Raw genomic sequence first — 15,279 nt, forward strand, 5'->3', positions numbered from 1 at the left:
TTACACCTGATCCTGACCCGAAGCGACGCGGATTACATGGATGAGCATGGCGAGATCCTGCCGCAGATCGGCAAGGCTTTCCTGCCGCCCGGCCTGCATTTCCTCAAGGATCCGCAACATCTGAACATCAATGGACCGAAGGCGCATCCGGCTTTCCGCATCGGGATGGGTGCCCACCTCGCCTTTGCCTTCCAGCGCTTCAATCACCCGGTCCTGACCGGCGATCAGCTGGGACATGGCAAGGTTCAGTTCATTCATCTGATGCATCGGCGGCTCGGGACGATTGATCTGCGTCTCGGCAATTTTGTAGGTCAGCCCTTCGACCGTCCCCGCAAGCTGCCCCAACCGTTCGTCAAGCATCGCTCGGTTCACATCGGTTTGGGTGAACATGACCTGCATGGCTTCGACCTGCTCTGACATGGCCGCAAGATATGCCACCGCGGCCCCGTCCCCTTCGCTGTCGCCCGAGGCAACGGAAACACGGGTGATCGACGAAAGCCACTCTTCCAACTCGCGATAGAACCGATTTTGTCCGTGGCCTGCAAACAGCTCCATCAAACCCACGACCAATGATCCTGCGAGCCCCAGCAGGGACGAGGAAAAGGCAGTACCCATGCCGCCCAGCTGCTCCTCAAGCCCGGTCATCAGCCGATTGAAGACCTCCGCACCGCCTTCATCCCCAGATGGGGCCAGCGAACGGATGGTTTCGACCACAGCAGGAACCGTGGTGGCGAGACCGAAAAACGTCCCGAGGAGACCAAGGAAGATCAGCAGGTTGACGATATAACGTGTGATGTCACGCGCTTCGTCAATCCGGGTTGCCACACTGTCAAGAATGGTGCGTGACGAGGACGCCCCGATTTGCAGGCGCGCGCCCCGTGTGGAGAGCAGTTTGGCCAGAGCGGCCAGAAGACGTGGCGCCCGGTCTGGGTTGTGCCCTTCACGTTCACCGACAAAACCTTCGATCCAGATCACGGATCCTGCCACCTGCCAGACTTGCCAGAAACAGGCGAGAAGGCCGAACACAAAGACCAGCGCGATAAAGGCGTTGAGGTAGAGATTCGCCAAAAACACTGGCAATACTTGTGGCAGAGCAACAAATCCACCGAACCCCACAAGGCCCAGCACCACCAGCATCACGAAGATCTGGCGAAACGGTTGCGAAAATTGTGGCTCGGCCTCTTTGCGGCGCGCCTGCGGCGGCCTGCGATCTGGCTCTTCCATCGGGTGTTTTCCCCATCGCCTGAATGCTTTGGCTCAGGATAGGCAGGAAATCCCGCCCTGCCAAGAACGATGTGGGGCATTGCGCAAGATCAGCTCAGAACCTCGGTGATTTCACGCACGCGCGCAGACAACCAAGTGAGGTCGGGATCTTCAATGCCCAACTCCGCCAGATGGTCAGCGGTGTTGTAAAGATAGTCGGTGTTTGGACCGCGCCCACCCACGGCGGTGGCAATGATATGGGCCTGTTCGGTCAGCTCGATATGGCAGTATTGGACGTGATCCGGGTCGATCACATAGGTCACCGCCTCAACCTCGCGCCCATCGGCAAGGGTGAGCATCAGGTTTTTCTCAAGATAAGCCGATGACACCAACTCGCGTTCCCGCAGTTCGGCCATGGTTTTGTCTTCCGTGCCGGGGGTCACGCGAAAAGCGACGCCCTGGCAAGACGCGCCCTCTTCGGCATCCAGAGCCAGCACCAGACCGGGTTTCTCTTCGGTGCCGCGATGATGGATCGAGCGCATGCAGAACGACCGGTGATAGCCCCCCAGTGTCGCAATCGTGGTCTCATCATGGTCAAACCCGGGATGCCAGATCAGTGATCCGTATCCAAAGACCCACAATTCCGAATTGCTCATACTCACGCCCTTTTCGTCCGTCACAAGACCCCCATATAAGGGGCCACGGGTAAAGAGGAAAGCAAGATGCGCAAACTGATCGTGATCACTCTGGTTCTGGCCGGTCTCTGGGCCGGTTATTGGTGGGTTGGCGCGGGGGCCACTGAGCGCGGATATATCGGCTGGCTTGACGAGCGCCGCGCTGAAGGCTGGGTTGCTGACTATGACAGTCTGCGGGTGCAGGGCTTTCCCAACCGGTTTGACATGGTGGCCGAAGGGCTATCGCTGGCAGATCCCGACACCGGGCTGGCCTGGGACGCCGAAAGCTTTCAGATCCTGACCCTCAGCTACAAACCCAATCATCTGATTGCGGTCTGGCCCGGAGTGCAGCGCCTCTCGACCCCGGATCAGAAGATCGACATTACCTCAACCGATTTCAAAGGGTCTCTGGTGGTGGACCCCTCCCCCAACCTACCTCTCAATCGTGCGTCATTTGTGATTGAGGATCTGGCGCTGACATCATCTCAGGATTGGATCGCCAAACTGGGCCACGCAAATATCGCCACCCGTCAGGTTGAAGGACAGGAAAACGCACATGAGCTTCATTTCGAAGCCAAGAACCTCGTGCCCGCCTCTTCCTTTGTGCAAAGCCTCAGCCCTGAGGGGGTGCTTCCCCCGGTCTTTGAAGGGGTGACGCTGAAAGCCAAGCTTGGGTTTGATGCGCCTTGGGATCTTTTGGCGATCGAACGCGCCCGCCCGCAGCCGACCGAGATCGACCTTCAGCTTCTGACCGCCAAATGGGGTGAGATGAACCTTCGAATGGCCGGAAATGTGACAATTGATGCAGCCGGGGTGCCAGAAGGCGAGATCACGGTGAAGGCAGAGAACTGGCGCCAAATGGTCACTTTGGCCAAATCCTCCGGCCTGCTGGACCCAGCCTTCGAAAGCACGGTCATGGGGGCGCTGGGATTGATCGCCGGGCTCTCCGGAGATCCTGAAACCATCGATGTACCGCTTGGGTTTTCAGGTGGCTATATGACCCTCGGGCCGTTGCCCATAGGCCGCGCGCCCGTTGTTCGTCTCCGCTGACACCCATACAAGCGCCAGTCATGCTGCTTTTTTCTTGCCCTAAATACCTCGGGGTGAGGCCGTCAGGCCGAGGGGCTGCGCCCCTCTTGCAACCTCACCGGCAATAAGCGCCGCCTCGATGCTTTGCTGTGTCCAGATGAAGATGATCTTTGTGATAGCGATCTGCATTTGGCCCCAACACGGTGCCAAACGTCCCACAGGCGGAACTGTGCATGGCCTTCAGAACCTTGCCCTGCACCGGATCTCGCCACCCTTTCAGAACCGATATCTTCGCTCCGTTCTTCAGTGTCAGCCCCGAGATATCGACCGCCTTGCCCTTGCCGTGTTCGGAAATCTTGGCGCCGGGGCGGTTGTTGCGTGTGCGACACGAATAATGCGCCGCGATTTTGAGTTCGGCCGGGCCACCGCCCAGACGCCCAATCGCAGGCGCAACCCCATTGCGCACCCATTTGTCCAGTGCCTTGGCCGTGGTGCAATCCATGATGGCTGGCGTGCTCAACCGCACCCCTGATATTTCGCTCACCTTCACCGGCTCGGATAATCCACAGCCACGCAGCTTGCCCGGGATTGCACTGACCTTCTGTCCGCGAATGCTGCGCAATCCGCAAACCTTGCCAACCCGTCCGGTCGCCTTTGGAACAATGGCCGGAGTGGTGGTGGCCACCACGGTCGGGACCGACTGGACTTCCCGGAAACTGGCTGGTCGCAACATCGGACGAAGTGATCGTGCCACTGCGGTATGGCTGAAACCAGCCACGGATACTGCCCCCGCAGACACCGGCCTGGCCGTAGTCACAGGCGTTGGTTGTTCAATCACCACGCTGCCCGGACGCGGACGTGGACGCAGGGTTCTTTCAATATGCACAACCACCATAGAAGTTGAACGCACCATGTCACCGCTCTGATGCAACTCGGGGCGCAACTCTGGACGCAGGGAACGTATCGGTGCATTGGCCCACGCCGCTTCTGTCAAGAGCGCAGCCAGCGCAAGATATCCTGCGCCCCTGCGGATCATGATTTTTTCACCTCGTGCTGCCCCACACGTCCAAAATCCGGTGCATCTGTATCTTGGCCAGCTTCAATAATACTCCGACGAATGGCACGGGTATGGGTGAAGTAATCATGAAGCGCGTCTCCATCCCCGGTACGAATGGCGCGCTGCAGGGCAAACAGCTCTTCGGTGAACCGGCCAAGGATCTCTAGTGTTGCGTCCTTGTTGGTCAGAAACACATCACGCCACATGGTGGGATCAGAGGCCGCAATCCGAGTGAAATCCCGAAAACCGGCGGCGGAATATTTGATCACTTCGCTGTCGGTCACCCGCCGCAGATCATCTGCTACCCCCACCATCGTATAGGCGATAAGGTGGGGCGTGTGGCTGGTCACGGCCAGCACAAGGTCATGGTGTTCCGGGTCCATCTCTTCGACATTTGACCCCAACCCTTCCCACAGCTTGCGCAAACGTATGGTGGCATCTTTATCCGCCCCATTCGGAACGAGGATGCACCAACGGTTGTCAAACAGTTCGGCAAAGCCTGACCGTGGGCCGGAATGTTCAGTGCCTGCCAGCGGGTGGCCGGGAATGAAATGCAAATCTTCTGACAGATGCGGGCCCACGGCGTCGATCACCGCTTGCTTGACCGACCCCACATCGGTCACGGTCGCGCCCTTGGCCAGATGTGGGGCAATTTCAGCAGCGACGGCGCTCATGGCACCCACCGGCACGGCAAGCACAACAAGATCAGCGCCTTTAACGGCTTCGGCAGCACTGTCGACAACCCGGTCGCAAAATCCCAGCTCACGCGCGATATCACGCGTTTCAGCCGATCGCGCGGTGCCAACAATCTCGCCCGCCAACCCGCCACGGCGTATTGCATGGGCCATTGAGGATGCGATCAGCCCAAGGCCGATCAGGGCGACACGATCATAGATCTGGCTCATGCCTCACCTTCCTTCTCGTCCACCTTCCCGTTGGGATCCGGGATCACCCCTTTGAAGCGCCTCACCAAATGCGCCACCCGGCGGCATGACGGTTCATCCCCAACGGTGATCCGCAGGCAATTGGGTAAGGCGTATCCTGCCACCCGGCGCACGATGATCCCCTCGGACTGCAGGTAATCATCCACGGCGTTTGCTTCTTCCTCACTGGCGAAACGCGCGAGAATGAAGTTTGCGCAGGATGTGTCAGACGGCACCCCAAGCTCGGCCAGCGCTTCGGCCAACCAAGCACGCAGTCGGGTGTTTTCGGACAGGCACTTTGCGACATGTTCGCGATCCCGAAGCGCGGCTTCAGCGGCGGCAAGCTGCGGCATCGACAGGTTGAAGGGCCCGCGAACGCGATTGAGCACGTCGATTACCTCGGCGGTGCCATAGCCCCAGCCAATGCGCAGCCCGCCAAGCCCATACATCTTAGAGAACGTGCGGGTCATGAACACGTTTTCCCGCATGCTGACCAGAGACGCGCCGCCATCGAATCCTTCGACATATTCCGCATAGGCACCATCCAGCACCAGCAGTACCCGTTTTGGCAGCTTTTCGGCCAAGCGTGCCAGTTCGCCCACACCCACCATCGTGCCGGTGGGGTTGCCGGGATTGGCAATGAACACAAGCCGGGTCTTTTTGGTGACACCCGCAAGGATTGCGTCCACATCAACCAAGCGCTCGCGCTCTGGCACTTCGACCGGAGTCGCCCCGGCGGCAAGTGCTGAAATCTTGTACATGGAGAAGCCGTGTTCGGTGTAAATCACTTCATCCCCCGGCCCGGCATAGGCCTGACAGAGGAAGGTGATGATCTCATCAGAGCCGACACCGCAGATGATCCGCTCGGGATCCAGCCCATGCAAATCGCCAATGGCCTTGCGCAGACTCGCATGATCGGTGTTGGGATAGCGATGCAGCTCATGCCCCGCCCGCTTGAATGCCTCAACCGCATCCGGGCTTGGCCCAAACGGGTTTTCGTTGGAACTCAGCTTCACCACGTTGGAGACACCTGCCACCTTGGCCGCGCCGCCCACATAGGGTTTGATTGTCATGATCCCGGGTTGGGGCTCAATCTTCGCCATCACCGTTACTCCTTCTATGGGCGGTTGTAGTGGCGCTCAAAGAGAGGGGAAAGGGGGAAAGCGCTAACAGGTGGGATCGGTGGTGAGGTGAGGCTTTGCTGCACGGCAATCGCACTTTCCACCTCGCTTCCCAGCCATCCAACTGAAGGTTGCGCCAGATCATGGTGAAGATGTTGAAAACATGCCCCTATATCTTTGAGCAAAAATGGAAGGAGGCCTGTTATGACCAAATCCGTATTAGTTCCCGTCGATCTTGCACATACAGACGCACTGGAAGCCGCGATATCCGCCGTTCGAGTGGTCGCTGCACCTGAGCGCGCAAAAGTCACCTTGGTTGGTGTTACCGGAAGCGTCCCCTCGGCAGCAGCACACAACCCGACAGAGTTCAGTGAAAAACTCGCCGCATATGGTTCCGAAGTCGCCGCGCGCATTGGGCTTCCGGTCGATACGCAAACACTAGTGGATGTTGATGTAGAAGCCGACCTGGGTCGCGTACTCATAAAAGCTGCCGAGGATCTGGGGGCTGACCTGATCGTGATGGCCTCCCATGTGCCCGGTTTTATCGAACATATCATTGCGTCAAATGCAGGCTATGTGGCCAGCCACGCGAAATGCTCGGTTTATGTGGTCAGGTGAACGGGATGCCAACAAGTAAGTAAAGAACCTTCGCGCGCCGTTCCTGCGCGTTCGAATGCTACAACCTCTTAGGTTGTGTTTAAACGGGTTTTCTTTGAACTTAGCTTTACCAAATTCTGGACGCCCGCAACTTTGCCGACTTCGCCGCAAAGAGTACCACCCGTCACCTGACTGTCAGGCAACAGGCATGACCGTCCCAGACCAACAAATCACGCGCGACAATTAATGGCCGTCACTTCCGAGCAGTTCGAGGGCCTCGTGCAGAACCTTCAACGAGGCACTGTGGCTTCCACTATTGTGGAGTTCTGCCCCCTCGTTCCGCATCGCCCTGATCTCATCCAATTGTTCGGCAGACATCCCCTCAACGGTCAGAATTGCTTCGTCAATGCGCTTCACATCAGCGGGGCAATGTCCTGCAAACGCAGGAGTTGCAAGGCTTATCATCAGCGCGGCAGCAACATGAATTCTATTCATGACCTCACCTTTCGTACCCTGAAATGTCTCGCAGCTTGCGAGCATCCGATCGGATCATCTCAGATTTCAGCTGCCAATTCCAATATTCGTAGAGAACCACACTGAAATGTGAATCTGACCAGAACGTTCGTCGGGACAGCTGGGTTCCAGAAAGGGGCCATACGAAACTGTGCTATACTTCATCTGTTAAATTCTGCATCTGGAAAAAAGGAGGGCGATACAATGTTCGACCTTGATAGCTTTGTTGCCGATTGCCGAGATGCCGTTGCAAAAGACCCGACCCATAAATCCGTTCAAGAGCTGGTATCCAGGGCCGTGGCAGATCCGGCAGGCATGTTGAAGACACTGGGGGAGCCAACCGAGCCCGGCATCACTCCACTTTACCAATCCGACGATCTGACAATTCTGAACCTGGCCTGGAAACCTCAATTCACCCTTCAGCCACATAATCACGAAATGTGGGCTGTCATCGGGATTTATGGAGGCCGGGAAGACAATATCTTCTGGCGCCGTGTAGAAGATCACCCCGACGGTCTGATTGAAGCGGCAGGAGCGAAGGCGCTCAGCACGGGGGATGTCTGTCCGATGGGACCAAACATCATTCATTCAGTCACTAACCCGATCAACCGTCTGACAGCGGCAATCCATGTCTATGGTGGGGACTTCTTTGAAACCGAGCGCAGCGAATGGGACCCGGAAGGACTCACTGAGCAACCTTTGGACATAGATGCCATCAGGGCACGGTTTTCATCCTGACCACGAGCAAATTTCCTGTTCACAACAAAAAAGGGCCGCGCGATGCGCAGCCCTTTCGGAAATTCTGTGGTGCGGCGAAGATTAGTTCTTCGCGTAGAATTCGACCACGAGGTTCGGTTCCATCATCACCGGGTAAGGCACGTCCGACAGGCCGGGGGTGCGGGTGAAGGTGGCGGTCATTTTCGAGTGGTCGGCTTCGATGTAGTCCGGCACATCACGTTCGGCCAGAGCAACAGCTTCCAGAACCAGACCGATTTGCTTCGACTTCTGACGCACTTCGATCACGTCGCCTTCTTTCACGCGGTAGGAAGGGATGTTCACTTTTTTGCCGTTCACGGTCACGTGGCCGTGGTTCACGAACTGGCGTGCAGCAAATACGGTCGGAACGAATTTGGCGCGGTACACAACAGCGTCCAGACGGCGCTCCAGCAGACCGATCAGGTTTTCACCTGTGTCGCCTTTAACACGCTCGGCTTCGCCGTAGATGCGACGGAACTGTTTCTCGGTCAGGTCGCCGTAGTAGCCTTTCAGCTTCTGCTTGGCGCGCAGCTGCAGACCGAAGTCCGACAGTTTGCCCTTGCGGCGCTGGCCGTGCTGGCCGGGGCCATATTCGCGGCGGTTCACCGGCGACTTCGGGCGACCCCAGATGTTTTCGCCCATGCGGCGGTCAATTTTATACTTGGCAGACGTACGTTTCGTCACGGCTGATCTCCTTCTAAGTTTTCGAAGGGCGTTGTCCTCTCGCCTTTGAACCGGGTCCTGAATTTCATGAAGCTGAAACCCCGGGGCTCTCGGGCGTGACAGGCATCCTCTTGCGAGGGCCACCAACACCAAATGAAACCGGCACCTCTCGGAACCGGATTGGGGGCTTATAGCGCCATGGATGGGGGAGTCAACAGGTTGAGAGGCGGATTTCACCTCGCGAGGTCACGAAATTCGAATTCAGCCCTGCACCTCACAAACTTCTTTCCCTGCATGTAAATAAAATGTGCTAGTTATCAATCAAATACAGGCAGACTATTTCGAGACCTCACATGGCACAGTCCAAAACCTCAATGAAGCGCCCCGCCTATTATATTCCGCTTTCATCGGGCTGGGTGGCGGCCACGGCCATACCATCGCTGTTTTTCCTGTGGCCCGACACTCAGTTCCTGTCGCCAAGAGACGCCTGCAACCTCTACATCCTGTCCCTGTTTCTCGTCCTTGCGTTTTATGAGCTTGTCTTCCTCAAGATCCATAACAGCGCGGGCACCGGGCTTCGGTTTGATCCCCGGAACTTCTCAAATTCCGCCTATCAGATGGACTATGGGGTCAAGATGGTCGGGCTGGTGGCAACGCTGGCCCTATTGACCGCGTTCTACACTGTGGCCGATCTTTATAAAGACGAGTGGTATGCCCCGTTTTTCACCACCCTCTCGGACTACTGGGCGCTGTTCCTCTTTGTGATCTTTGCGAATGTAACGTTGTCACATTTCTCGATGGTTCGGCCAAGAGACGGGATCTGGCATCTGGGATATATGCTGCTTTCTCTAGGACGCGGCGACATCGACTATGACAAGATCAGCGCCCATATGCTGAGCCTGTGTGTAAAAGGATTCTTCACGCCCTTGATGTATTGTTACCTGGTCTATGACTGGGACTATCTACAGGGCATCGACCTCGGCGCGTTCTCGGGATTTCCCAGCGTCTACGAGTTCATGTATCGGTTCTTCTTTTTCGCAGATCTGAGCCTCGTGGTGGTGGGGTATGCCTTTGCGGCCCGGTTCTTGAATTCACAAATTCGCTGGACGGAATCTACCATGTTGGGCTGGGTCGTTTGCATCCTGTGCTACGCGCCGTTCTGGCAAATGTTTTCCCGCCAATATTTTGACTATTTCAGCCCAAGCTACACTTGGGGAAACTGGCTGTGGGAATACCCGGTGCTCTACGGGATCTGGGGGACAACAATCCTGGCCCTTCTGGCGATCTACACCATGGGGACAATGCGCATGGGGCTGCGGTTTTCCAACCTGACCTATCGCGGCGTATCCTACGGGTTTCCGTTCAACCTCACCAAACACCCGCAATATATCTCCAAGAATGCCACTTGGTGGCTGATCGAAATTCCATTCATCGCAGCGGATGTTGTGACCGGTTTGTCAAACTGCCTCTCGCTGGCCGGGGTGAACTGTATCTACTACCTGCGTGCAAAATGCGAAGAGCGGTGCCTGCGACCCTCCCCCTCTTACCGCGCGTATGAACGGCACATCGCTGAACACGGGCTAATTGCCCGGATAGGTAAGCGTTTGAAGAAGCCCCGGGCCGAAGCTGCACCTCAGCAATCAGAACAATAAACGGCACCCAGTTCGAGATCAGCATCCAGATACCTAGACTCATTCGCATATGTAGAAGTATCCTTCCTTATCCAACAGAGAAGGAAGACCATCAATGATACGCCGAATATTGACGATACTAAGCACGATTATCGCCATCATGGTTGCTCCTGTTTATGCCGACGAAGGGGATGACGATATCAAGCGGCTGGCCCTGCAGATCAGCGACAACAACCCTGCAACGTTCAACAAAGCCCTGAATGTTGCCACAAATTTCGCCCGTGGAATGAGCGAAGCCGGCGAACTCTACGAAATTGAAATTGTTGCTTTCAATGCTGGGCTTCACCTCTTGCGTGAGGATACGTCTCCGGTGATCGACAGAATTACCAGCATTTCGGCGAGCATCCCAGAGGTGACATTCAGCGCCTGCGGCAACACGATCAAAGGTATGACGAAGAAAGAGGGAGCCTCTCCGCCGATCTCTGCTCATGCACAGGTCGTTCCGGCAGGTGTGGTGCGGCTGATGGAGCTGGACAGCGAGGGTTACTTCATCATCAGGCCATAGATTGCGATTGCGGCAGGAGACTGCCCGCAATTCACGTCAATGCTTATGCCACCCCTTGCATGATTGCCGCTTCGGCCCGTGTCAGCGTACGGCGGGCATAGGCGCCATAGGCCATAGGGTCATAATCCAACGCCGGAAACATCTCGATCAGGCGGGCGCGTTGCCCTGCTTCGACAGCATCGAGCGCAGTGGCGGCGGGATGAAAGCTGTCCGCAGCGACGCCATTGGCCCAGACCACTTCGTGCCGCTCCAAAAGCAGATGGTAATAGGTGACTTCGCGCACCGAACTGTCAACGATCACCCGGCGTTCATCCACCAGATCCTGCGCCCGGACCAGCACTTCGTCGGTGTTGAACAACTCTAGCGCACGGGGACCGCGCAGCAACAGCTGGTGTTGTGGGGACACCAGAAGATCTTCATCCGGTTCGCCAGTGGACAGAGCCCCTGCCCGCACCCGGATCGGACGCAGTTCCGGCATGGCAAACAGACGGGCACCCGAGATACGACGCGTGCCGATCCAGAGCACTTTCTGGGCGCCATTGTCGCGGGTTTGAATGTGATCCCCTTCAGACAGATCCTCGATCCGGGCTTCGCCTTCGGGGGTGCGAATGCGCGTGCCGGGGGTAAAACAGATCACACCTGTGGGTTGGTCGGTCAGCCGGTTCATGTGGCTCGGTTCGAGGTTGGCTTCGACCACCCACAGATCCGCGTTCGCCGGGGGCACATCATCCACAAACATCAGAAGCGGAGAGCGCTCGGGTCCTGTTTCAATCAACGTGATGGTATAGCTTTGGTGTCCGTCGGTGACCTTGAAGCCCATGTTCAGAAGCGGATCTTCGACCTGCGCTGAATAAATCGACATCTGCGGGTCCATCGCCGCCCCTACAAGCTTGTGCACAATGCGCGCCGCCCGCTTGCGTTGATCAGCTTCACCCGAGGCGTGTTCCAGCCTCAGAATGTCCTGCGGTCCGTCAACCCGAAGAGCCTCGCCGGTCCAGCGCCAAATGGCACCTACACCCAATGCGGATTTGGCTGCATTGGCCAATCCATCAATTTCCGACTGCGCCCAAGAGATGACAAACGTGCCGTGAAAGCCCGTCTTCATGCCCGTAACCTGCCATTTTATTTTTTTATTAACGGTAAGTTAACACGGGTGATTCGGAGTGTTAAGCGGTTTCTTAACCTTTTGGATAGGTGCCCTTGCGAAAAGGTCACACCGGTGCGGGTCCACATGCGCGGCAATGTCATCCCCCCGGCAATCAAACAAGGCGCGGCTTGAGATCCCTCAGTGGCGCACCGCCTGGCGAAGAGCGTCCGCCAATGTCACCGCCACAAATAAGGATGCCGCGACACAGACAATGGTTGGGCCGGTTGGGGTGTCAAACCAGAATGACAACTGCAACCCGCCGATCACAGAAGCTGCGCCAATCACCACACCGCCCAGCGCCATGCGCTCGGGTGTCTGGGCCAGCGGGCGGGCTGCCGCGGCCGGGATGACCAGCATGGCGCCAATCAACAGCACTCCCACAACCTTGATCGCGACCGCCACCACAAGCGCGAGAGCAAGGGTCAACACCAATTGTTCGCGCTTTGGGTCGATCCCGGATGCGGCAGCCAGATCCGGGTTGAGCGTTACCGTGAGCAACGCTGACCAGCGCCACCACAAGAGCCCCAAAACCGATATGGCCCCACCCCAGATCACCAGCAGATCCATACGGCTCACTGCAAGGATATCGCCAAACAGGTAAGCCATCAGGTCAACCCGCACGCCGGACAAGAAGGACACCGCCACAAGGCCGAAGGCGATCGCGGAATGTGACAATACCCCCAAGAGAGTATCCATTGCATGCCCCCGCGCGCCCAAAGTGGACACGATATACCCCATGCCAAGCGCGGCAATAAGGACACCGGCAAAGATCGGGGCTTCGAATGTCAGGGAAAGGGCCACGCCCAGAATGGCCGCGTGGGCGGTCGCGTCGCCAAAAAACGCCATGCGCCGCCAGACCACAAAGCAGCCCAACGGGGCGGCTGCCAAAGCCACACCAAGCCCGGCGAGGGCGGCGCGGATCATGAAACCATCCAGGAAACTCATACGCTGCCCTCCTGATGGGAATGATCATGGGTGTGGGCGTGATCGTGGTCGCACCCATCGTGATGGTGATGCCCGTCATGGTCATGGTCGTGGTCATGCTCATGGCGATACAGCGCCAGCGCCCCATGGGTGCCCGTCCCAAAGAGTGCGCGGTATTCTGGCGCTGATGCCACGTGTTCCGGTGCGCCTTGGCAGCAGACATGGCCGTTCAGGCAGAGAACCCGGTCAGAGGCGGCCATCACCACATGCAATTCATGGCTGACCATGAGGACGGCGCAACCCAGCTCCTGTCGCAGCTCTTCGATCAGTGAATAGAAAGCAGCAGATCCCGGTTGGTCGAGCCCCTGCGTGGCTTCGTCCAAAACCAAAATGTCGGGCTGCGACAACAGGGCTCGGGCCAGAAGCACCCGCTGAAACTGACCGCCAGAGAGACTGGCCAGTTGCTGGTCTTCAAAACCCGTTGCCCCCACCCGCTGCAAGGCTGCTTTGGCCGCAGCAGGCGCAACCCTTCCCGGCAGCTGAAGAAACCGCGACACGGCAAGGGGCAATGTCGGGTCGATATGCAGCTTTTGCGGCACATACCCGATCTTCAACCCCTTTTGCCGGACCACCTTGCCGGCGCTGGGGCGCAGCGCCCCGATCAGCAGGCGCAGCAGCGTGGACTTGCCGGATCCATTAGGGCCGAGGATGGTGACAATCTCGCCTTTCGAAATGGAAAAATCCACGTTGGAGAGGACGGTTTTGCCCCCCTGCCGCATGGTTAGCCCGTCGGTTGTGATTAAGCTCATGCGGGCGCCCCTTCCGGAGCGGACTGGCAGGCAGGGCAGAGCCCCTCAACCTCCACCACCATCCGCTCGATGGCAAACCCAACTGCATCAGCCGCCTTTCCAAGGCGACCGACGGACAGGTCGGAATGCGCTTCCGCCACCTTGCCGCAGCCGCGACAGATCAGAAAGATCGGGGCATGCTCTTCGTCGGGATGGGCGCAAGCAATGAACGCATTCTGTCGCTCGATCTTGTGAACAAACCCATGGGCGACAAGGAAATCCAGCGCCCGGTAAGCGACCGGCGGTTGCGAGCCGAGATTTTCATTGCGCAGCACATCCAGGATGTCATAGGCGCCCAACGCTGTGTGACGCTCCAACAAGATCTCCAGCACCCGCCTGCGCACCGGGGTCAGCTGCAACCCCTCTCGCGCACAATGCGCTTCTGCCGCGGCCAGGGCGGTGTTGATGCAGCTGCGGTGATCATGTTGGGCAAATCCAAGCGTGTTCATAGGAAATCCGGTTTCTAGGCTGAGAGCATTTAGCGGTTGATATGATATAGTATTACATATAGCAAGCAGCAGATTGTTATAGAGTAACACCCCAAAACCGCCCAACTGACCCGAATGAGGCCCCATGTTTCGCGCAACCCTCCTGTCGCTTGCCTGCCTTCTGTCCAGTCCGTCACTGGCCGAAAGCCCCAATGTCGTCACCGACATTGCCCCAATCCATTCGATTGTTGCACAGGTTATGGAAGGCGTTGGCACACCTGATTTGATCCTGCCGCCCGGCGCCTCGCCTCATGGTTATGCGATGCGCCCATCCGAAGCGGCCGCTTTGGAAAATGCGGATCTGGTGGTCTGGGTCGGGCTGGAACTTACCCCTTGGCTGGAAAAGCCACTGCGAACAATCTCAGCGAATACATCTCAGCTTGCATTGCTGGAACATAAAGACACGATGCGCCTGACCAACCGGGAAACCGCGCTGTTTGCGCCTGAGGAACATGAGGACGAGCATGATCACGACGCGCACAACCATTCAGACGGCGCCACCGACCCGCATGTCTGGCTTGACCCGGAAAACGCACGCATCTGGTTGGATGTCATAGCAGAGGCTCTGTCCAATCTGGATCCAGCCAATGCACAGGCTTATCAGGACAACGCAGCACGGGCCGAGGCGAAATTGACGCGGCAGATTGACGAGATCCGCACCCAGTTGGCTCGACTAAAAGACACCCCGTATATCGTCTTTCATGACGCCTATCAGTATTTTGAAGCTCGGTTTGATCTGGCGGCGACAGGCGCGATTTCAATGAGCGACGCCACGCGCCCCAGCCCCGCCCGCATTGCTGAACTGAAGACCGCAATCAAACAGGCCGACATTCGTTGCGCACTGACCGAGCCGCAATTCAATTCAAGCCTGTTCGAAACTGTGTTTGAAGACACCAAGGCGTCGATCCGCGTGATTGACCCATTGGGAACCAAGCTCACCCCCGGCACGACGCTTTATGGCGATCTGATCAACGATATGGCGCGGGGGCTGACTTCTTGCGCAGAATAGACGATGAGAACGTCGACTAAGAGCCCCGGCGACATGTTTGGCGGTGGTTTCAATAAGCTATTTCAGGGACGTAATGGACGTATATCGGGCCACAAGCGCGCGCGTCCAAACGCATTGGAACCCGGTGGCTA

At 57.5% G+C, this 15,279-nt stretch carries 17 protein-coding genes; 6 read left to right on the top strand and 11 right to left on the bottom strand.

Annotated elements, in window-relative coordinates:
• Window positions 1–1,224 carry a biopolymer transporter ExbB gene (locus O2N63_RS14120; protein WP_271054928.1) on the bottom strand — a complete coding sequence of 408 codons (1,224 nt, stop codon included), beginning with the start codon at window positions 1,222–1,224 and terminating at the stop codon, window positions 1–3.
• 89 nt (window positions 1,225–1,313) lie between these two features.
• A complete protein-coding gene (locus O2N63_RS14125) occupies window positions 1,314–1,859 on the bottom strand; it encodes a gamma-glutamylcyclotransferase (RefSeq protein ID WP_271054929.1) in 546 nt (181 codons plus the stop codon).
• A gap of 66 nt (window positions 1,860–1,925) precedes the next feature.
• Here O2N63_RS14125 and O2N63_RS14130 point away from each other — a divergent pair, with 66 nt between their 5' ends.
• Window positions 1,926–2,927 (top strand): DUF2125 domain-containing protein, encoded by a 1,002-nt coding sequence (locus O2N63_RS14130; protein WP_271054930.1) that lies wholly within the window; start codon window positions 1,926–1,928, stop codon window positions 2,925–2,927.
• Window positions 2,928–3,021: 94 nt separating this feature from the next.
• Here O2N63_RS14130 and O2N63_RS14135 read toward each other — a convergent pair whose 3' ends face one another.
• The 3 genes from O2N63_RS14135 to hisC are packed head-to-tail and all read right to left on the bottom strand — an operon-like array spanning window position 3,022 to window position 5,989.
• The gene (locus O2N63_RS14135; RefSeq protein ID WP_271054931.1) at window positions 3,022–3,942 is read right to left on the bottom strand and encodes an extensin-like domain-containing protein; all 921 of its coding nucleotides are present in this window, start codon (window positions 3,940–3,942) and stop codon (window positions 3,022–3,024) included.
• Window positions 3,939–4,868, bottom strand: a complete 930-nt coding sequence (locus tag O2N63_RS14140) for a prephenate/arogenate dehydrogenase family protein (RefSeq protein WP_271054932.1) — start codon at window positions 4,866–4,868, stop codon at window positions 3,939–3,941. The genes O2N63_RS14135 and O2N63_RS14140 overlap by 4 nt, the downstream gene beginning before the upstream one ends.
• The gene (gene hisC, locus O2N63_RS14145; protein WP_271054933.1) at window positions 4,865–5,989 is read right to left on the bottom strand and encodes a histidinol-phosphate transaminase; all 1,125 of its coding nucleotides are present in this window, start codon (window positions 5,987–5,989) and stop codon (window positions 4,865–4,867) included. Before hisC ends, O2N63_RS14140 begins: the two co-directional genes overlap by 4 nt.
• Window positions 5,990–6,211: 222 nt before the next feature.
• On the opposite strand from hisC, the gene O2N63_RS14150 reads away from it, so the two are divergent.
• Window positions 6,212–6,625: a universal stress protein gene (locus O2N63_RS14150; protein ID WP_271054934.1), complete on the top strand. Its 414-nt coding sequence runs from the start codon at window positions 6,212–6,214 to the stop codon at window positions 6,623–6,625.
• Window positions 6,626–6,847: 222 nt separating this feature from the next.
• On the opposite strand, the gene O2N63_RS14155 is transcribed toward O2N63_RS14150, so the two are convergent.
• Complete coding sequence (locus tag O2N63_RS14155; RefSeq protein ID WP_271054935.1) at window positions 6,848–7,099, bottom strand: hypothetical protein; 252 nt, start codon at window positions 7,097–7,099, stop codon at window positions 6,848–6,850.
• 222 nt (window positions 7,100–7,321) lie between these two features.
• Between O2N63_RS14155 and O2N63_RS14160 the strand changes: the two genes are divergently transcribed.
• The gene (locus tag O2N63_RS14160) at window positions 7,322–7,855 is read left to right on the top strand and encodes a cysteine dioxygenase family protein (RefSeq protein ID WP_271054936.1); all 534 of its coding nucleotides are present in this window, start codon (window positions 7,322–7,324) and stop codon (window positions 7,853–7,855) included.
• An 81-nt stretch (window positions 7,856–7,936) separates the two neighbouring features.
• On the opposite strand, the gene rpsD is transcribed toward O2N63_RS14160, so the two are convergent.
• Entirely contained in the window at window positions 7,937–8,557 is a 621-nt protein-coding gene (rpsD, locus tag O2N63_RS14165) for a 30S ribosomal protein S4 (RefSeq protein WP_271054937.1), read from the bottom strand.
• Between the two features lie 332 nt (window positions 8,558–8,889).
• Between rpsD and O2N63_RS14170 the strand changes: the two genes are divergently transcribed.
• Window positions 8,890–10,188: a hypothetical protein gene (locus O2N63_RS14170; protein WP_271054938.1), complete on the top strand. Its 1,299-nt coding sequence runs from the start codon at window positions 8,890–8,892 to the stop codon at window positions 10,186–10,188.
• Window positions 10,189–10,282: 94 nt separating this feature from the next.
• Window positions 10,283–10,732 carry a DsrE family protein gene (locus O2N63_RS14175; protein WP_271054939.1) on the top strand — a complete coding sequence of 150 codons (450 nt, stop codon included), beginning with the start codon at window positions 10,283–10,285 and terminating at the stop codon, window positions 10,730–10,732.
• 43 nt (window positions 10,733–10,775) lie between these two features.
• On the opposite strand, the gene O2N63_RS14180 is transcribed toward O2N63_RS14175, so the two are convergent.
• The 4 genes from O2N63_RS14180 to O2N63_RS14195 form a co-directional block, all read right to left on the bottom strand.
• Window positions 10,776–11,837, bottom strand: coding sequence for a Hint domain-containing protein (locus O2N63_RS14180; protein ID WP_271054940.1), 1,062 nt, complete (start codon window positions 11,835–11,837; stop codon window positions 10,776–10,778).
• Between the two features lie 180 nt (window positions 11,838–12,017).
• The gene (locus O2N63_RS14185) at window positions 12,018–12,824 is read right to left on the bottom strand and encodes a metal ABC transporter permease (protein WP_271054941.1); all 807 of its coding nucleotides are present in this window, start codon (window positions 12,822–12,824) and stop codon (window positions 12,018–12,020) included.
• On the bottom strand, window positions 12,821–13,612 hold the full coding sequence (locus O2N63_RS14190) for an ATP-binding cassette domain-containing protein (protein WP_271054942.1): 792 nt from the start codon (window positions 13,610–13,612) through the stop codon (window positions 12,821–12,823). Before O2N63_RS14190 ends, O2N63_RS14185 begins: the two co-directional genes overlap by 4 nt.
• Window positions 13,609–14,100, bottom strand: coding sequence for a Fur family transcriptional regulator (locus O2N63_RS14195; protein ID WP_271054943.1), 492 nt, complete (start codon window positions 14,098–14,100; stop codon window positions 13,609–13,611). Before O2N63_RS14195 ends, O2N63_RS14190 begins: the two co-directional genes overlap by 4 nt.
• A gap of 124 nt (window positions 14,101–14,224) precedes the next feature.
• On the opposite strand from O2N63_RS14195, the gene O2N63_RS14200 reads away from it, so the two are divergent.
• Window positions 14,225–15,148 (top strand): zinc ABC transporter substrate-binding protein, encoded by a 924-nt coding sequence (locus O2N63_RS14200; RefSeq protein WP_271054944.1) that lies wholly within the window; start codon window positions 14,225–14,227, stop codon window positions 15,146–15,148.
• Window positions 15,149–15,279 lie beyond the last annotated feature (131 nt).

This window comes from Aliiroseovarius salicola (assembly GCF_027891095.1).
GTDB lineage: Bacteria > Pseudomonadota > Alphaproteobacteria > Rhodobacterales > Rhodobacteraceae > Aliiroseovarius > Aliiroseovarius salicola.